Annotated in this window: 16 protein-coding genes; 7 read left to right on the top strand and 9 right to left on the bottom strand. The window is 67.5% G+C overall.

The window, feature by feature from the left end; translation table 11 throughout:
• Positions 1–4 precede the first annotated feature (4 nt).
• The 7 genes from AKJ09_RS53720 (at position 5) to AKJ09_RS42845 (ending at position 9,026) form a co-directional block, all read left to right on the top strand.
• Positions 5–1,333: an OmpP1/FadL family transporter gene (locus AKJ09_RS53720; RefSeq protein ID WP_169928329.1), complete on the top strand. Its 1,329-nt coding sequence runs from the start codon at positions 5–7 to the stop codon at positions 1,331–1,333.
• Positions 1,333–2,706, top strand: a complete 1,374-nt coding sequence (locus tag AKJ09_RS42870; protein ID WP_146653628.1) for an OmpP1/FadL family transporter — start codon at positions 1,333–1,335, stop codon at positions 2,704–2,706. The genes AKJ09_RS53720 and AKJ09_RS42870 overlap by 1 nt, the downstream gene beginning before the upstream one ends.
• Entirely contained in the window at positions 2,703–3,791 is a 1,089-nt protein-coding gene (locus tag AKJ09_RS42865; protein WP_146653627.1) for a glycoside hydrolase family protein, read from the top strand. The genes AKJ09_RS42870 and AKJ09_RS42865 overlap by 4 nt, the downstream gene beginning before the upstream one ends.
• Positions 3,792–3,825: 34 nt before the next feature.
• The gene (locus tag AKJ09_RS42860) at positions 3,826–4,836 is read left to right on the top strand and encodes a PrsW family intramembrane metalloprotease (protein ID WP_146653626.1); all 1,011 of its coding nucleotides are present in this window, start codon (positions 3,826–3,828) and stop codon (positions 4,834–4,836) included.
• Between the two features lie 160 nt (positions 4,837–4,996).
• The gene (locus AKJ09_RS42855) at positions 4,997–6,580 is read left to right on the top strand and encodes a YncE family protein (RefSeq protein ID WP_146653625.1); all 1,584 of its coding nucleotides are present in this window, start codon (positions 4,997–4,999) and stop codon (positions 6,578–6,580) included.
• Positions 6,577–8,187 carry a hypothetical protein gene (locus tag AKJ09_RS42850; RefSeq protein WP_146653624.1) on the top strand — a complete coding sequence of 537 codons (1,611 nt, stop codon included), beginning with the start codon at positions 6,577–6,579 and terminating at the stop codon, positions 8,185–8,187. Before AKJ09_RS42855 ends, AKJ09_RS42850 begins: the two co-directional genes overlap by 4 nt.
• Positions 8,184–9,026 carry a hypothetical protein gene (locus AKJ09_RS42845; RefSeq protein WP_146653623.1) on the top strand — a complete coding sequence of 281 codons (843 nt, stop codon included), beginning with the start codon at positions 8,184–8,186 and terminating at the stop codon, positions 9,024–9,026. The genes AKJ09_RS42850 and AKJ09_RS42845 overlap by 4 nt, the downstream gene beginning before the upstream one ends.
• A 53-nt stretch (positions 9,027–9,079) precedes the next feature.
• Here AKJ09_RS42845 and AKJ09_RS42840 read toward each other — a convergent pair whose 3' ends face one another.
• The 9 genes from AKJ09_RS42840 to AKJ09_RS42805 all read right to left on the bottom strand — a co-directional run bounded on the left by AKJ09_RS42840 (position 9,080) and on the right by AKJ09_RS42805 (position 18,534).
• A complete protein-coding gene (locus AKJ09_RS42840; protein ID WP_146653622.1) occupies positions 9,080–10,051 on the bottom strand; it encodes a hypothetical protein in 972 nt (323 codons plus the stop codon).
• A gap of 62 nt (positions 10,052–10,113) precedes the next feature.
• Entirely contained in the window at positions 10,114–11,748 is a 1,635-nt protein-coding gene (locus AKJ09_RS42835) for a hypothetical protein (RefSeq protein WP_146653621.1), read from the bottom strand.
• Between the two features lie 147 nt (positions 11,749–11,895).
• Positions 11,896–12,420 carry a hypothetical protein gene (locus AKJ09_RS42830; RefSeq protein WP_146653620.1) on the bottom strand — a complete coding sequence of 175 codons (525 nt, stop codon included), beginning with the start codon at positions 12,418–12,420 and terminating at the stop codon, positions 11,896–11,898.
• A gap of 78 nt (positions 12,421–12,498) precedes the next feature.
• Entirely contained in the window at positions 12,499–13,644 is a 1,146-nt protein-coding gene (locus AKJ09_RS42825; protein ID WP_146653619.1) for an acyl-CoA dehydrogenase family protein, read from the bottom strand.
• A gap of 53 nt (positions 13,645–13,697) precedes the next feature.
• Positions 13,698–13,835: a hypothetical protein gene (locus tag AKJ09_RS53715; RefSeq protein ID WP_169928328.1), complete on the bottom strand. Its 138-nt coding sequence runs from the start codon at positions 13,833–13,835 to the stop codon at positions 13,698–13,700.
• A gap of 47 nt (positions 13,836–13,882) precedes the next feature.
• The gene (locus AKJ09_RS42820) at positions 13,883–14,248 is read right to left on the bottom strand and encodes a CcmD family protein (RefSeq protein WP_146653618.1); all 366 of its coding nucleotides are present in this window, start codon (positions 14,246–14,248) and stop codon (positions 13,883–13,885) included.
• The gene (gene ccsA, locus AKJ09_RS42815) at positions 14,245–14,937 is read right to left on the bottom strand and encodes a cytochrome c biogenesis protein CcsA (RefSeq protein WP_240488816.1); all 693 of its coding nucleotides are present in this window, start codon (positions 14,935–14,937) and stop codon (positions 14,245–14,247) included. The genes AKJ09_RS42820 and ccsA overlap by 4 nt, the downstream gene beginning before the upstream one ends.
• 174 nt (positions 14,938–15,111) lie before the next feature.
• A complete protein-coding gene (locus tag AKJ09_RS42810) occupies positions 15,112–17,340 on the bottom strand; it encodes an MMPL family transporter (RefSeq protein ID WP_146653616.1) in 2,229 nt (742 codons plus the stop codon).
• 3 nt (positions 17,341–17,343) lie between these two features.
• A complete protein-coding gene (locus AKJ09_RS42805; RefSeq protein WP_169928327.1) occupies positions 17,344–18,534 on the bottom strand; it encodes a glycosyltransferase in 1,191 nt (396 codons plus the stop codon).
• Positions 18,535–18,538: the final 4 nt, after the last annotated feature.

The following is an 18,538-nucleotide window of genomic DNA, read 5'->3' as shown; positions in this document are numbered from 1 at the left end:
ACGCGTGGCGACGACGCTCGTCGTGAGCGCGTGCGCGTTTGCGTGGTCCGGCGCCACCTCGGCCTCGCCGGAAGATCTCTTCGGCTACGGCGCTCGTACGAGCGCGATGGGCGCGACGGGCGTGGCCCACGCCACCGGCTACGAGTCGGCCTTCCACAACCCCGCCCTCGCGTCGACGACGCGTGAGAACAAACTCACGCTCGGCTACACCGGCGCGGTCTTCCGGCTCGACGCCAAGGGTGACGGCCTCCCCGGGAGAACGTCCGTGTCGCCCGCGCGGGGGGCGGTCATCGGAGCCGAGTTGCCGGTTCCGCTCGGCGGCGTTCTCGCGCGTCGCGTGGGCGTGGTCATGGCCTTCTACGAGCCGACCGACGTGGTCGTGCGCGGACGCGTTCTCTATCCGGAGAAAACGCAATTTCCGATGCTCGACAACCGCGCCCAGTCCATCACGATCCGCGCGGGGATTGGCGTCGACGTTGGCTATGGCGTGCGCGTCGGCGCGGGCTTCGCGGCGCTGGCCGAGGTCGTTGGAACGGTCGTGGCGGCGACCGACGCCACGGGGCGCGTCGGCACGCGCGTGGAAGATCAGCTGGTCGCCACGTACGCGCCGGTCTTCGGCGCCACCTACGACTTGCCCGCGCGCGGGCCCGCACTGTGGACGGCGGGCCTCGTCTATCGCGGCACGCTCGATGCGCGCTTTGCCGTCGTCATCGACGGCACGAAGCTCAGCTCGCTTCAGATCCCGCTCTTCAACATCTCCGGCGTCGCCCAGTACGACCCCGCGCAGGTGGCGTTCGAGCTCGCACGTACACTCGATCTCGACACGTTCGCGGCGCAGTTCGTCTACAAAAGGTGGAGCTCGTTTCCGGGCATCATCGAGCCGACCGTCGTTTGCAACTCGGGCGGGGCGGGCGCGTGCGGGATTCTTCCGCCGGCCATCGATTGGCGAGACACCTTCGCCGTTCGCGTGGGTGGCGATCACGGCGTGCCGATTGCACGAGGCGCCGAGTTCCACGCGCGAGGCGGCGTCTTCTACGAGATGAGCCCGCTGCCGAGTCAGCTGCCGACCGCGCAAGCCTTCGACGCCGCCGCGAAAGGAGCGGTCGACGTGCCCGTGCGCTACTTCGACTCCGATCGGCTCGTCTTCACGGCGGGCGCGGGCCTGAGGCTCAAACGTCCGCTTCCTCCGATCGACATCGATTTCTTCGCGCAGTACCACGTGCTCCTCCCGCGCACGATTCGCTCCGCCGAGGCCAGCGGTACGATCCTCAGCGAGGGCGAGGCGTCGGGTCACGTTCTCGTGTTCGGTCTGAACGCCGGGGTGAGGTTCTGATGGCGCCCGCACGAAGTTGGGCGGTCCGCCTGCTCGGCGCGGCGTGCGCGCTCGCGATCGCTTCTCCCGCCGAGGCGAACCCGCCCGACACGTATGGCTTCGGCTCGCGCGAGACCGCGATGGGCAACGCCGCATCCGCCGACACGCACGGCTATGCCGCCAACTATTACAACCCGGCGGCCATCGTGCGCTCGCGCGCGCTCGACTTCGGCATCGGTTACTTCCGCGCCGAGCATTCGCTCGCGATCGACGACAAGGACACCGGCGTCGATCCGGTGAAGGGACTCAACGCCGGCCTCGTCGTTCCCGGGCGCGTTTTCTCGCTGCCCGTCGCGTTCGGCGTCGCGCTCCACCTGCCGGACGACCGCCTCTCACGCGTGCGCGCCCTCAAGCAAGAGCAGCCGCGCTGGGAGCTCTACGACAACCGCAACCAGCGGCTCTATCTCGCGGCAAACATCGCGATCGAACCGTTCCCGTGGCTCCAGATCGGAGGCGGGCTCTCGTTCATGTCGTCGACCCGGGGGCGGCTCGACATCACCGGCAGCGCGAACGTGTTCAGTCCGGACGACTCGCTCCTCCGACACGAGGTCGACGCCGACTTGACGGCCATTCGCTATCCGCAGGCGGGCGTGCGTGTCGTGCTGACCGACGAGGTCGCGCTCGCCGCGGTGTATCGCGGGGAGTTCCAGCTCGGACTCGACCTGAGCGCGCACCTCCAGGGCGACATCTCGGGGCTCACCACCGCGCTCTACGAGCTCGAGACGTCGAGCGTGAACAACTTCCTCCCGGAGCAGGTCGTGGTGGGCGGCTCGTGGCTGCTCACGAAAACGCTCCGCGCGTCGTTCGACGCGACCTGGATCGATTGGAGCGCCTACGTCACACCGGTCGCGCAGCTCGACGTGGTGCTCGACATCCCTCCGCCCGGTGGCGGATGGCCCGCGTCGATCACGCCGCCCGAGACGCCCGCACCGACGAAGATCGTTCCGCTGCGGATGCACGATCGGATCGTTCCTCACGTCGGGCTCGAATGGCGCGCGATCGGCACGCGTAAGCTCGAAGGCTTCGTTCGCGGTGGCTACGAGATGCAGAAGAGCCCCATCGAAGCGCAGACCGGGCTCACCAACTACGTCGATCGGGATCGGCACACGTTTTCGCTCGGCCTCGGCGGGACGATGCGCGGGCTCGCGCGGGAGCTCCCGGCGGCGATCTCGCTCGACGTCCACGTTGCGCTGAGCGAGCTCTTCTCGGAGACCACGGTGAAGACCAGCGCCGGCGATTTCGTGGGCGACTATCGCGCCGGCGGACACATCGTCAATGCGGGCGCCACGCTCTCGGTGGCCTTCGACGCGAGCCCGGAAGGAGCACCGCGATGAGGCGAGCTGGCCTTCTCGTCGCCCTCTTGGCGGTTTCGTGCGCGACCACCGGCGCCGAAGGCGAGGGCGATCGCGATCTGCCCAGCGTGGGCGTCGGGCCGTTTCGCAAGCTCGCCGACGCCGAGGTGCCGAGCGTCGCGCCGTTTCTTCTCGAGGGGCGAGGGTCGAACTACCGAGAGCCCGCCGTGCTCGACGATCATGGCGATACGCTGCTCTACGCGGTGGCGCGTCGTGACGACGGTGCCGACGTCATCGTGCGAACGCGCGCAACGGACGGCCGAGCGTTCTTCGGTGCCGGAGGCGACATCGGTCACAGTCCTGCGGTGGTCCTCGTGCCCGACGCGCCTTGGGAAGGCGGCGCCCTCGGAGGCCCCTTCGCCGTGCGCGTGGGCCAGGAGATCTGGCTCTACTACGCGGCTGCCGGTGGGATCGGCCTCGCGCGGTCGAGTGACGGCTTCTCCTTCCACAAGGAGCCGGGGCCCATCTTCGTGGCCGACCCCAACGCGGCGCGCTGGGAGCAGTCGCCCGTGCGCGCGCCGTCGGTCGTCGTTCTGCCGGACGGCCGGTTCCGCTTGTTCTACGCATCCGGCGTGTCGATCGGCGAGGCCGAGAGTACGGATGGCCTTCGCTTCCGAAGGCTCGATGCGGACGTCGCGACGGCCGAGCTCGATCCCGTGCTCGCGCCCTCGGCGCCGCCGGCACCGGGGAGCCTCGCGCCTCACGAAAAGCCGCCCTTCGACATGGTCGCGGTGTCGGATCCATCGGCGTCGCTCCGTACGACTTCGGCCGGGCGCCTGCTTGTTCGCGTGCTCTACACCGGCGTAACGGACAGCGCGGTGACGGCCATCGGATATGCGGGCCGCTTTGGAGACACGGGGCCGCTCACCCGGAATCCGGTGCCCGTGTACTCGGTTCACCAAGGCGAAGCGGCGCCGGCGCTGATGGACCGAGGCGAGACGTCGATGCTCTACGTCCAGCAGATCCGTCGCGGGACTTCGGACACGACTTACCCGGCTGTCGCTGGGGCGGTGGCGCCGGTCACGGTCACGCTACCCGCGCCGGCCGACTTCCCGGATTCGCCCTGAGGCGGCCGGGCGGGTCTGCTAAGGTTCTTCTTGCATGGTCGTGGGCTTGATCCTGGGCGTCCTCTGCGTCACGCCGATCGTGCTCACCTATCTCTTCTTCATTCGCTGGGCGGATCGCTTCGAGCCCGAGCCGTGGTGGCTCATCCTGAGCGCGTTCGTGTGGGGCGCGATCTTCGCGACGCTCGGTGGCGGCATCAGCTCTTCGATCGCCCAGAACGTGACCACCTCGGTCTTCGGAGTCGACGATGCCGACGTGATCGGCGCGACGATCTTCGCGCCCGTTTTCGAGGAGACCTTCAAGGGCCTCGGCGTCCTGCTCATCGCCGTCGCGAGCGCGCTCGGTCTCCGAGAGCTCGATGGTCCACTCGACGGCGCGATCTACGGCGGCGTCGTGGGGCTCGGCTTCACGCTCACGGAAGACATCCTCTACGTCGGCAACCAGTTCGCGACGAACGGCCTCGGCGGTTTCGTATTCCTGCTCTTCTTGCGCACGGTTCTTCTCGGCCTCTCGCACTGCACGTTCACGGCGTGCACGGGCCTCGGCTTCGGCGTGGCCACGGAGGCGAAGAGCTGGGTCTTGAAGATCGGTGCGCCCATCGTCGGCTTCGGCGGCGCGATCGCCATGCACGCGATGCACAACCTGCTGCCCACGTTCTTCGGCGAGGGCGGGCTGGTGCTGATGCTCCTCGTCTCTTGGGTGATCGACTTCTTCTTCTTCGTGCTCCTCGCGCTCCTCGTCGTTCGCGACCGGACGATCGTCATCCGCGAGCTGTTCGGGGAGGTCGGATACCTCCTTCACCCGCGCGAGCTGCAGTCGGTGTCGAGCTACTTCGCGCTAGGAATGCGCAACTGGTCGGTGCTCCTTTCGCACGGGTGGGCCGCCTTCCACGTGCGCCGCAAGAAGCAGCTGCAGCTCGTCGAGCTCGCGTTCATCAAGAGCCGCCGGCGCCGCGGTGAGGTCGGCGCCGATCTCGATCGCAAGGAAGCGATGCTCCGCCACGAGATCATGGCCGCGAACCAGCGTGGCGTGTGGATCGGCAGCTGAGGGAAGCCTGCCAGGGCATGGCACGCTCCGGCATGACAGCGGTGCCAGACTGGGCCACGTGAGATAGCCCGCCTTTTCGGCGTTTGTTCGCCGTTTTACGCCGGCACTGCGTCTGGCATGTGCGTTGCTGATTGCCTCTGCGGGGGCGGAGGGCAGGCACATGAGAACGAGATCCGGGCATGGTCGCTCGGTCGCGATGGCGCTCGCCATGGCGATGGCGGCGTGCAGCAGTGACAGCGATACGATGGCCTTCGACGAGTCGGGGGCTCCGATGGCGCCGGGTGGCGCCAGCAACGGGACCGGGCCCGGGACCACGACGCCGGGGCAGGAGAGGGAAGTCGAATCCGATTACGAGGCTCCTGTCGCGACGGGGCACTACGTCTGGGTCGCGAATCCCAAGAGCGGACGCGTGGCATACGTCGACGCGGCGACGCTCGAAGTGCACACGGTCGAAGCGGGCAACGGTCCGACGTACGTGTCGAGCGTGCCCGCCCAAACCGACGACACCGCGCTCGTCCTCAACGTGCTCTCGCAGGATGCCACGTTGCTCCGAGCCACCAAGAACGGCATCTCCACGAAGACGTTCGACGTCGCCGCGCGGGCGAACAGCGTCGCGTACTCGGCCGACGGTCGCTACGCGATTGCCTGGGCCGACGCGCGCAAGGTGGACCAAGCCCCGCGAACCGAGGGCTTCCAAGATCTGACGATTCTCGATCTCGTCGCCGGCACGTCGTACGTCGTGGCCGTCGGCTATCGTCCCGTCGCGGTGGGCTTCGCCGCAGGAACCACGCACGCGTACGCCGTCACGCAAGACGGCATCGCCATCCTCGAAGCGTCGGGAACACCGGCCGTGACGAGCAACGTGGCGGTCTCCGATACGCCGAACGAAGATCCTGGCTCACGCGACGTCTCGGTCACGCCTGACGGCAAGGTCGCCCTCATTCGTCGCGACGGTTCGAGCTCGGTCACGGTGGTCTCGCTCGACAAGGGCACGCGCGCTTCAGTGGCGCTACCGGGCGAGGTGACCGACCTCGATCTGACCGACCTCGGCGACAAGGCGATCGCCACGATCCGCGAGACCTCGCAGGTCGCGATTCTCCCGGTTCCGGGGATCCTGACCGATCCGGCGACCTTCGAGACCGTGCCGATCACGGGCGAAACCGTGGGGTCCGTCGTTCTGCCTCCCGGCGGGCTCAAGGCGCTCCTCTACACGAACGCGTTCGCCGCCGAGCGCCTGACGATTCTCGACCTCGCGCAGACGCCGCCGCCGTTCCGAACGGTGCGCCTCTACTCGCCGGTGCTCGCCGTCTTCAGCTCGCCGGACGCCAATCACGCCGTCGTCCTGCATGATCGAACGCAGGCCACCGCGGACGGTACGCCCGGTACGCCCGGCGCGTTCAGCGTGGTGCCCGTCGGCAACGCGCTCCCCGCGAAGATCGTCGCCACGCAAGCACCGCCGGCAGCCGTGGCCGTCGTCGACGATCGCGCCATCGTGGCCGAGCGCGACAACTCCACGAAGGTCTTCGGCGCCTACCTCGTGAAGATGCCCCAGCTGATGGTCGACCGGCTTCCGCTCGCGAGCCCGCCGATCGCCGTCGGCGTCGTCGAAGGGGCCAAGCGCGCGTACGTCTCGCAGCAGCACCCCGAAGGAAGACTCACGTTCGTCGATCTCGACACGGGCGCCGCGCGCACCCTCACCGGATTCGAGCTTTCGGCGCGCGTCGTCGATGGGAGCAAGCCATGAGAACCCGCATCCTCGGAGGTCTTCTCGCTGCCGTCGTCGGCTTCGGTTGCGGCGATCGCCCCGACGTCTACGACGCGCCCGTCTCGCAAGTCTCCGCCCTCGGCCTGGAGAGTCAGGTCGCCCTGGTCGATGACGGCGCCCACCGCGTGGTGCTGCTCTCGCCGCACGACGGCCAGGAGCTCGACCGCACGTATCTCGGCATCGGCAAGAACGTGGTGCTCTCGCAGACGTCGGACGACGGCAAGCGCCTCTTCGTGCTCTCGGCCGGCGACGTGATTCGACGCAAGAGCACCGACGAGCGCGCGAGCCTGGCGGTCATCGAGAACGGCGCGCTTCGTCGCTACGAGCTCGAATCGCCTCATTCGGGCTTCGCCATCGATCCGCAGGGCCGGTGGGTCGCGCTCTTCGCCGCGCCGTCGGCGTCGAGCTCGGCGCGCACGAGCTTCGTGGAGAATCCGAACGAGATCGTTCTCGTCGATTTGACGGCGCCGGTGGAGTCGGCGGTCACGTCGCGCACGCTCCGCAGCTTCGGAGGTCTTCCTCAGCGCGTGTCGTTCACGCCGTCGCTCCAGCTCCCTGGCGGCGCGCGTCGGTTGCTGGTCGTCGAGACGAACCAGGACGTGGCGCTCCTCGATCTCGACAACGTCCGCTCGAAGCCGCAGCGACCCGAGCTCACGATCCGACTCACCGAAGGCTCGACCGCCGCGGCCAACCAGCCCGGCGGAGTGGTCTTCGACGACGGCGACCCGACCAAGAACGACGATGCGCGCATCGGCGTGCGCCTCGCGAACGGCTCGAATGTCGTCACCGTCACGCTCGTTCCGGGCCTGCCGGACGCAAAGACCGAAGACCCTTCGATGGCGCCCAATGATTTCCGTGCCGTCGTGAACCTCACCGATGTGGGGGGCATTCCGGGCGAGATCGTCTTCGTGCGCACCGAGGCGGGCCGCCGTCTTGCCGCGGTGGTGCCCTCGACGAGAAAGGCCGTCCTCGTCGATCCCGACACCAGCATCACCACCGACGTCGACCTGCAGGAGTCGTTCTCACGGATCTCGCTCATCACGAACGTGGTGGGTGGCGCGGATGGGGCCGACACCGCGCTCCTGTACGGCTCGGGCGGTTCGCACGGCGTTGCGTTCCTCTCGCTCGGCAAGGCGGAAGGTAAGCCGTATCGCAGCGTGGAGGTCGTCTCGCTCGCCACCGCGGTCGACACCGTGGCGGACGTTCCGCCTCCGCGCCCCGAGCTGAAGGTCCTGCAGACCAACGCCGCGAGCTCGTTCTACGTGCTCAACCTCGCGAGCCGCACGGCAGCGCCCCTGCTCACGCAGGGCTTGGCTTCGCTCCACGTCGCGCGCGACGGGCAGCGACTCTGGGCGTTCTCGAGCTCGAACCTGTCGCGTGTGTCGCTCGACGATTTGCACCCGGTTCCACTTCCGCTCGAGCGAAATATCGACGCTGTCTTCGACGTGGCACGTCGTGACGGTGGGCGTGCGCTCATCGCCGTCGACAAGCGCGGGACCGTCGGGGCCACCGTGCTCGATGCGCTCGCGCCCGACACGGCCGCCTCGCGTTCGTACTACGGCCTCTTGCTCGAGGGACTCGAATGAAAACGACGTCGTTCCTTGTCGCGCTGACGCTCGCGATGGCGGCTGCGCATCCCGCCTTCGCGCAGGACGAGACCGAAGCGCCCCCTGCTTCCGAACCCGCCACCCCGGAAGAAGCGCCGCCCGCGCCGGCTCCGCCGATTCCAGCCCGAGCGCCCGCGCCGCGACCCGCCCCCGCCGTGTACTTGCAGACGTCAGTGCAGGAGCCCGACGCGGTGCTTCGTCCTGTGCCGCGCTACGACCTCGTTCGCGTGGGCGCAGGCATTCGCGTGGGCTACGTGGGAAGCGCCGCCTTCTCGCAGTTCTCGAAGAACGATGTGCTCGCGCAGTTCTCGCTCGAGGGAACCTATGCGCTGGTGACGTCGGGCAAGTTTGCGCTCGCCGTCGGTGGTGCGTGGGACATTGGCTCGAGCTCGGCGACGACGCGCGCAACGCAATCGAGCGTGACGCTGCATCGCCTCACCGCGCCCATCGAAGCGCGCTACCACTCGGCGCCGTGGTTCTATGGCTTCGCACGCGTTGCCCCAGGCGCCGCGGCATTCGCGGGCTCGATCCGCGACTCGTCGGCGCCCGCCAAGCTCACCGACACGGCTTGGGCCTTCGCCACGGACGTGAGCGTGGGCGTCTCCCTTCACCCCGGCGCCAATCGTCAACCCGACGTGCGCCGCGCGAGGTTCTGGTTCACGCCGGAGTTCGGCTATGCGTTCACGACCGAGACGAACTTGCGCCCTTCACCGGATCGGAAATCATCCGACGTTCTCGGTGAAGATCAGCGCGTCGCTCTCGGCTCGATCGACGCCCGCGGCGTGTTCTGGCGCGTGAGCGGCGGGGTGACGTTCTAGGAAGGACGGACCTGCGAGCGAGCGCTACGTGACGCTCGCTCGCAGCGTCGAACTCACGCCTTCGCCTTCGGCTTCTCTTTCTCCTTTTCCTTCTCCTTGTCCTTTTCCTTCTGGAGACGGTCGAGGAGCGCCTTGAACTTGTCGTCGTATTCCTTCTCCAGCGCCTTGCCGCGCTGCTCGGCCTGCTGGAGGCTCTGCGTCGCCTTCTGAACGACGCCGTCCATCGCCTGACGCTGCTTCTGGAGCTCCGCGAGGCGAGCCTTCACGACGCGCTTCGAAGCCTCGGGGCGCGCCGGATCGTTGGCCTTCTCGTTCTCGGCTTTGATGGCGCCGTCGAGCGTGCTCTGGACCTTGCCGGCGTCGGAGCGACGGTCGGTGAGCTCTTGGCGCGTATCGGCAAAGCCGACGTGCACGATGAAGCTCGCCGTCGCGACGTCGTCGAGCTGCTTCTCGAGCTTGTCCTGGACGGCCTTGTCGACGCGCGGTCCTTCCTCTTCGAGAATGACCTGCGCTTCGTTGCTCTCGCGGAGGCGATGCTCGATGCGCTTGTCGATGGCTTCCTTCATGCCGTAGATGGCGGCGCCGGCCATCTCCTTGCCGTCGCAGCTCTTCTGCTGCGCGGCACGATCGACCGTACCGGCGAGGCGCCGGTTGATCTCGTCCTTCTCCTCCGTGAAAAACGACTTCACGCGATTCAGGTCGCGACGCTCGGAGACGTAGCCGTCGCTGCGTCCTGCGCGGTCGGACTTCTCGAAGAGGTTTTTGACGTCGAGGTCCTTGGTGTTGCCGGTGTCGGCGGGGACCTTCTCCCAAGACGCGATGATCGCGCGCGCCTCGGTCTCCTGATCGTCCATGTCCTTCGTCAGGTCATCGAGGCGATCCGGATACGACGCCGCGAAGCTCGTCTGGTCGGCCGCGCTGGCGACCTCGGGACCCTTCTGCGTCGACGACGTGCAGGCAACGGTAGAGAGAGCCAGGCTCGCGACGAGCGCGAATGCCGGCAGGGGGAAGGTGGTGCGTGTCATTCCCCCTGATCTATCCGAGGCTCATGGCGAACGGCAGCTTTTTACGATGCGCTTCGCAGCCCTCAGCGTGTGAGTTGGTGCGCGAAACCTTGGATGCGCGCACTGCGAAATGCGCGTGCGGCCGCGCTGCCTGTCGGCGGTTGCGGCACGACGAGCACGCCACCCGGAAGGTGATCGTAGCGGTAGAAATGAGCGGTTTCATTCGCAAGAACGCGATCAGCGTCGTCGACGAACATCACCGCGTGAGCGTCGCCGCCCTCGAGCGCTTCGCTCGTTTCGAGCTGGTGCGTCCACTGCAAAGTTCCGTCGGCTGCGACGTCCGCGAAGCGCCATACGCGCGGGGTGGTCACCAACGTTGTCAGCGAGGCGCTCGCCGTTTGTGGGCTCACCGCTGCGATGCGCGTGAAGAGCGCGGCGAAGGTGTAGTCGCTGACCCATTCGTTCTTGCAGTAGCTCATCATGTCGTGGCCCGCCTCTGGGCTGAAGAGCGTCTTCGCAAGGATGTCGTAACCCCAGACGCCGATGGTTCCGTCTGCGTAGGGGAACGAAGAGTCGACACCCGACGGACCTCCACAGGGCGCGTGATAGCGACCGTGCGCGTGACCGAGCTCGTGCGCCATCGTGCTCGAGCCGATCGCTCCCGTGAACCCCATGCCGACGCTCGCGCGGAAGACCGAGGTGCTCGCCGACTCGACCACGGTGCTGAGGCCCGTCACGCAGCTCTGTCCGCAGAACGCGTTGAACGAATTCGCCGGCGCGACGGCGCCGTAATAGTAGACGTCGGACGCGACGCCGTCCGACTGACGAAGCTGCTGGATGGCGGTCAGCATCTGCGAATAGCCACTGCCGGCGGCGTTGATCGCGATCGACGATGTGACGGTGGCCCGCGTCGTGACCTCGACGTCCGTCGCGGGATAGCGCGCCATCATGACCTCCTTGTAGCGCTGGAGCTGCGCGGCGCTGACGTCGGGCATGCGGCCCGAGCCGTCGGCGTTGTACTGCACGGGAACGACGACGACCTTGAGCTTGCCGGACCTCTTCGCGCCGAGCGAAGCAAGGCTCCCATCTTGCGGGAAACGCGCGGGACTCGCGCCCGTCGCCTCGGCACCGTCGGTCGCCGTGAGCGCGATCTTGAACGTGGTGTCGGTCGTGAGATCGGCGGCGGCGACTTCGAAGTTGAATGTCGAGTCGAGGTTGTCGTCGGTGGAGGCAGCCGCGATCGTCTTCGTGTGCTGCACGACGGGCTTGGCCACGCCCCCGGAGGTGAGCGTGAGTTGGGCGGTGATCGACTTCGCGCCTACCTCGGGCGTCACGTAGACGCGCACGAGGGCAGGGCGACCCGCGACCACGGGCGCATTGCGGTTGGCGACCGCTTGCCCGTTCTGCACGAGCGAGACCTTCACGCCTTGGAAGATTGCAACGTGGGCGATCGACACATCGCTTGCGAGCAGCACGGGGACTTCGGCGGGCTGCTCGGGCGATGAGGCGTCGGCACCGGGGGTCGACGGAGAGCCCGTGCCGCCATCGCTCTCGCCGGGCTGCGGCTCGTCAGGGTTCCCGTCGGAGGGGAGCGGCGCGCCGGGCGTATCTTGGCCAGGCGAACCGCCCGCGAGCTTCGACGCGTCGCTGTCACTGCATGCTGCAAGGGATGCCACCGAAGCGAGTACGGTGAGTCCAAGTCCGATCGACGTCTTCATCCGTACCACTCCAGTGGAGTAGCAACGGCGTGCGTTCGTCGCTATCGCGATCGCCCTGGAAAATGGCGGGTCTACGAGCGGGCGAATCCTTCACCAAAAGCGGAATTTGTATTCTGCAATCGGAGGAGCTTTCCGTTTGCCGAGGCTTCAGTGGTCGAGCTGAGGCCTGCCCGCATCGGTCGCGCTTCGCGCGTGGCCGATGGGATTCCACGTGGCTTCGATCGCGAGCGCTCGCAGGGCCGTCGACGTCGTCACCGGAAAAGCCATCGCGCGCGCGGGCGCAACGAGACACTCGAGCGCATCCGCAGCCACGGGGCCTCCCGGCGCAAGCTTGAGGTCACTGACCGCCGCCGTACCGTTCGCGTTCGCGACGACGACGAGGCTCGCTGCGCCTTGCGAGAGCGTGCCCTGCGCTTCCTTGCGCGCGGCGCATGCTTCGAGCTCACCCGCGAGGCGATCGACGAGTGCCGATGCCTCTTCGAGGCGAAGCTGCTTCGTGCCGACGAGACCGATCGCGCCGTGCGGAAGGCGCGCGACGTACGCATAGCCCTCGCTGCCGGCCGTGACGTCGTTCGAGGGAGCTGCGCCTGCGTCCGCGTCCGCGCGCGGCGTCTGCGGTTCTGGAACGACGTCACGCGGGCCCGGCGGGCCGCACGCGAAAGCGCCGAACACGAAAACGGCAGCGACCGCGCTTGCGATCGCTGCCGTGACGAGAGTTCGAAGATTCGCCGTTGCCACTCAGCCGCGCGCTCAGGTGCCGAGGAGCTGCTTGGCGATGACGATGCGCTGGATCTGCGCGGTGCCCTCGTAGATCTGGAGGATCTTGGCGTCGCGCATGAGCTTCTCGACCGGGTACTCCTTCACGTAGCCGTTGCCGCCGAAGATCTGCACGGCGTCGGTGGCCGACTGCATCGCGGCGTCCGCGCCATAGGCCTTCGCGCAGCTCGAGGTCAGCGGATCGCGGATGCCCTTGTCGAGGCTCCAGGCGGCCTTGTGCACGAGAAGGCGCGTGGCCTGGATGCGGATCGCCATCTCGGCGATCATCGCTTGGACGAGCTGGTGGTTCGCGATCGGCGTGCCGAACGTCTTGCGCTCCTTCGAGTACGCCACGCACTCGTCGAGGCAGCGGCGCATGATGCCGACGGCGATGGCGCCGATGTCCGGGCGCGTCTGGTTGAAGGTCTCCATGGCGACCTTGAAGCCGTGGCCCGGAGGCGCGAGGACCTGCGCGGCGGGAACGACGACGCCGTCGAGCATGACCTGCGCGGTGTCGCTGGCGCGCTGACCGAGCTTGTCTTCGTGCTTGCCGACCGTGAGGCCCTTGGCATCGCGGTGGACGATGAACGCGCCGATGCCCTTGTGGCGAAGCTCCGGGTTCTCCGTCGCGAAGATGACGTAGAAGCTCGCGAGGTTCGCGTTGGTGATCCACGCCTTCGTGCCGTTGAGCACGTAGCTGCCGTCGGACTGCTTGGTGGCGCGGCACTGCATGCCGGCGACGTCGCTGCCGGCGCCCGGCTCGGTGGTCGCGTAGCTGACCCAGATGGGCTCGCTCATGAGCCAGCCGAGGTACTTCTTCTTCTGCTCTTCGCTGCCCGCCAGCTTGATGGGGGTCATGCCGAGGGTGTTGGCCGTGATGCTCGTCTGGATGCCGCTGCATCCGTAGGCGAGCTCTTCGGTGATCATGGCCGACTCGAGGTCCGGGAGGCCCGGGCCGCCGTACTCCGCGGGGAGGGTGGGGTTGGCGAGGCCGAGCTTCCACGCCTCGTGGAAGACCTCACGAGGGAACTCGGACTTGCGGTCCGCCTCGGCGGCGACGGGGATGATCCGCTCCTTGGCGAAGCGCTTGGCGGTTTCGATGAGGGCGCGCTGCTCCTCGGTGAGCTCGAAGTCGATCATGGGCAAGGAGGCTTGCACGAGTGCATGCCGCCCGCAACGCCTTCGAAGCTCGACTATTCGCGTGCGCGCAGCCGCTGTTTCTCGATGCGCTCGCGCGCGGCGCGGCTTCCGAGCGTCCAGCCGATCGTGATGCCGATCAAAAGAACGCTCGGGATGAAGATGAAGTGCTCGGGGCCGGGCAGACCAATCATGTTTCGTGGCCGTTTCGGTCAGGGGCTCGCGGGCAAGCGCTCGTGGTTCAAGCGTGCTCGCCCTCGGTCTTGGGGATCGCCGGGCTTTCCTTGCGCGGAGCCTTCGTGGAAGCCTTGGCATCGCGCGCGGCGGAGGCGCGGTCAATCGCGGCCTCGAGGCCGTCGAGCCGCGTTCCGAGCGCTTGCTGCTTGCGCCAGAGGAGGAAGATCCAGCCGGCGAGGATCACCCAGATGGAGATGTACGCGATGACGAGGAGCTTGCCGCCGCTGTACTGCTCGGTGCCGTTCTCGATGGCGACGAACTCGGTCGAGCGGTCGTTCGCACCTGCGTTTCCCGCAGGTTGAGACGCAAGGGAGGCGACCGAGGCGAGGGACATGGTCGTGCTTTCGAGCGAGAAATCGGAGTGGCTCATGCTTCCGTCCGGTCGTCGAGGCCGAGGTCGATGGCGTCTTCTTCTGCCCGCGCGAGGCGGCTCTTCACGATGTCGAGTCTCGCGCGCACCCAGAGAAGCGCGAGCGAGAAGAAGGTGAAGGCGATCATGCCGAGCGCGAACGCGAGCTTCATCTCGGGGTGCTTGAGCCCGCCGCCGCCGTTGCCGACGACGACCGGATGCTGGCCACCCCACTTCTGGACACTGTAGTGGATGATGGGGAGTGTGGCTGCGCCGAGGATGCCGAGCGCGGCTGCGAAGCGGCGCTCACCGGGACCATCGCCCGAGAACGAGCGCAGCACGTTGTACGCGACGTAGATCAGCCAGCTCAGCATCGAGGTGGTGATGCGCGGATCCCACGTCCAGAAGTAGCCCCATGACTTGGCGGCCCAGAGCGGACCGGTCACGAGCACGATGGCGCCGAAGACGATCGCCACGTCCGCGCCGGCGTGTGCGAAGGCGTCACGCGCGTCGGTGGGCTTGAGCAGGTAGGCAACCGAGCCCAGAAAACAGGCCGTCGCCCCGATGTACATGGCGTACGCGCTCGGCACGTGGAAGTAGAAGATCTTCTGCACGATGCCCATCGTGGCTTCGACTGGCGCTCGCACGAACGCGGCCCAGATGGTGGCCACGATGAGAAGCGTCGAGAGCGCGAGCAACGGCAAGAACAACGCGTCGGCCCTATTTCGCGCCCGATTTCGCGAGCCGTTTCGAGGGTGGGAGCTCACGAGCCGACGCTAGCACGAGGGCGTGGGCCACGGGTATTGGGCCGCACCGGCGGCGCGTATTGGGGCTCGTTTTGCGGTGTGAGCGTGACCGTGAAAGCCTCCTGGAGCTCTACGGCACTACTCGGCGGCGTGAGGCTCGCGCGGCCGGGACTTACCGAAGCTCGGCGCCCACCAGTTGAGGTGGCCGATCAGGCGCATGGTGGCCGGAACGAGCAGCGCGCGCACGAGCGTGGCGTCGAGGGCGACGGCCACGGCGAGACCGACACCGGTCGCTTGCAGGACGACGACGCGGGCGAGGGCGAACGCCGAGAAGACCGCGACCATGATCGCAGCGGCGCTCGTCACGAGACCGCCGGTGCTCTCGAGGCCCTCGGCGACGGCCTCGGTGTTGTCGCCCGTGCGCTCCCAGATCTCCTTCATGCGCACGAGCATGAGAACCTCGTAGTCCATCGAAAGACCGAACGAGGTGCAGAAGAGGAGCACGGGCAAGGTCGGGTCGAGCGGCTTTCCGTCGGAGACGAAGAGGTGGCCGTCTTGGAAGATCCACACGAGCACGCCGAAGCACGCGCCGATCGACAGCACGTTCATGGCGATGGCCTTGAACGGCAGCAGGACGGAGCGTAGCAGCACGAACATGACGATGAGCGTGACCACCATGACGAAGACCACGGCGCGCGGTGCGCGTGACACCAGGAACTCCGTGGCATCGACGTCGCGTGCGGCCTGCCCGGCCACAAGAACCGTGCCGTCGAGCACGACGCGGTCTTTGCGGATCTCTTTGACGAGCCTCTCGGCTTCTCGGCTCTCGGGCGGGACGTCGGCGATGACGTAGAGGAGCGTTGCGTCGTTCGAGGTGGTGATGCGCTTCGCCTCCTCGAGGAGCGGCCCAGCCATCTCGTTGGGCTGCGTCAGCGAGTCGATGATCTCGTCGCGGGTCGGCGGCTCCTCGTCGGGATCGGTCGGGCGGTCGACGATGCTCTCTACGTGCACGACGTGCGGAAGCTTCGCGATGCGGTGGGACAGATCGTAGAGCGCGCCGATGCGCTCCCTGGTCAGAACGGGGCCGTTTGGGAACTTCGCGACGACTGCAATACGCGTTGCCGCGAAATCCGGAAACGCACCGGTCAGCTCGTCGAAGCCGCGTCGCGCGTCGACCTTCGCCGGCAGCATGCGTACGTCGGAGGCGGCTACGCGGAGGCGCAGCGCGGGCGAGGCCAGGAAGAGCAGAATGCCAAGTGTGGGCACGAGCACGGCCCAGGGGCGATGCATGACCCACGTGGCGAGGGCCTTCCACGAGCGGCTCTGCGGTCGTGTGGCGCTCATCCAGGGGAGATGTCCAGCGTTGATGCGCGGGCCCAGGATCGCGAGGAGTGCCGGGAGGAGGGTCAGCGCGCCCGCGACCGCGAGGAACACGACCACGGCGCCGGCGATGCCCATTACCGCGAGGTACGAGTCGTTGAAGAAGAGCAGACCACCGAGGCCGATGCCCACCGCCATGCCCGAGAAGGCCACCGCACGACCGGCGGTGTTCATGGCGATGCAGAGGGACTTTTCGTAGCCACGACCGTTCGCAAGCTCCTCGCGGTAACGCGTGACGATGAAGAGCGAGTAGTCGATCGCGATGCCGAAGCCGATGAGCGAGCAGACGTTGATCGTGTACTGCGCGACTTCGGTGACGTGCGAGAGCGCCATGACGACAGCGATGCCGCCGACCACCGAGAGCCCCCCGACGAACGCCGGCAGGACCGACGCGACCACCGTACGGAACACGAGCAGCAGAATGATGATCGCGACGGGGATCGACAGCACCTCGGCCCGCATCAGATCGTATTCGAGCGTCTGCGCGAGATCGTGGAGGAACGCGACCTGGCCGGTGACCGCCACGTCGAGCTTGTCGGACTTGAGCGTGGCGCGGACGGGCGGGTAAGCGTCCATCGCGTCCTGCAAGTCGCCCTTGAAGGTGATCAGCGCGAGCGCCGCGCGTGATTTCGAGTTGCGCAGTCGATCGATGAGGAACGTGGGCGCGTCGTCGGGTGTGACGATCGTCGCGACGCGGGGATCCTTGCGCGCCTGGGCGAGCGCGGCCTGCATCGCCTCGCGGAACGCGGGGTCGGTGGGCGCGAGATGGGCTGAGCGGAAGACCGCGATCACGGTGGTCGCTTCGGGGCGGCCCGTGATCCGATCCACGATGTGCTGTCCCTCGTCGGCCTCGAGGCCGCTGATGTTCGGCGCGCCGAGCTTTCCGCCCCGCAACAGCAGCGCGAGCGAGAGCAACAGAAAGGCTACTGCGCCGGCGACGACGGACCACTTGCGATGGAATGCGAGCGTGCCGAGTGCGTTGAACACGGTTCAGCGGCTCCCGTTCGAGGTTTTGGGGTGGGCAGCGCGGACGACGTCGTCGTAGACCATGGCGAGCTGTTTCGCGCACTCACCGAAGTCGAAGGCGGGGGCTCTTTCGAGATACCGGGTGCGCGCCGCGCGGAGAAGGTCGGGGGCTTCGATTAGCGCATCGATCCGCTGCGCGAGTTTGCGCACGTTGCCGGCGGGGAAGCGGAAGTCGTCGTCGAGGGCGAAGTCCTTGGCGGCGCTCTCGGGGGCGTCGGCGACGATGACCGGCAGCCCCGAGCCGATGGCTTCCATCACGGCGATGCCCTCGAGCTCGACCTCGCTCGCATGCACGAAGAGATCGGCGCTGCGAAGGAGTTGCAAGAGCCGCTCGCGAGGCAAGAAGCCGACCTCGGCGCCGTTCGGCAGCGTCTTGGCGAGGTCCTTCAACTGCGCTTCGAGCGGGCCGGTGCCGGCGACGACGAGCTTGATCTTGCGGGCGTTCCGCGAGCGACGCACGGCCTCGATGACCACGCTCTGACGCTTCTCGGAGGCGAGGCGGCCGAGCGTGACGATGACGAAGGAGCCTTCGTGTTCGGGCTCACGCGCGTTCGGGCCGTTGGGCGTGATGTCGTCGGGGATGCCATTGGAGATGATCGCGGTCTTGGCGGCGAGGCCATAGGAGCGGAGCTTGCGCTCGGCGAACGGCGACGGGCACACCACGCATGCGGCGTGGGAATAGAGGTGATCGACCCAGAGCCGGTAGACGACGTCGTTGATGACCGGCAGCCAGATCCCGACGTTGTGCAGCGCGTTTTCCGGCTGGACGTGGAAGCCTGCAACGACCGGCTTGTTCGCCCGTCGTGCTGCCGACAACGCCGCGAAGGACAGCCAGAAGGGGAACTGCAGGTGCACCACGTCGGCCTCGGCGATGGCCTTGTCGAGCTCCTTGCGCACCGGTCGAGCCATCACGAAGTGCATCGCCTTCATGGCATGCACGGGGATCACGAAGCCGGGAAGGCGGACGTCACCTTCGCCTGGGGCGTCAGCGCCGATGACCTGGACGTCGTGATAGCGACGAAGTCGCTCGACCACGCGTGCGCCCGACGTCACGCCGCCTCCGATTGGGGCGTGAAGAGTGTCGGCGACGAAGGCCACGCGCAAGCGTCGCGTAGGTCCGACCTCGCGGCGCACGTCGGCGTCGCCCGAGGCCATCAAT

The sequence above is a fragment of the Labilithrix luteola genome (assembly GCF_001263205.1).
GTDB classification, from domain to species: Bacteria; Myxococcota_A; Polyangia; order Polyangiales; family Polyangiaceae; genus Labilithrix; species Labilithrix luteola.
This window is presented reverse-complemented; position numbering and strand designations above follow the sequence as displayed.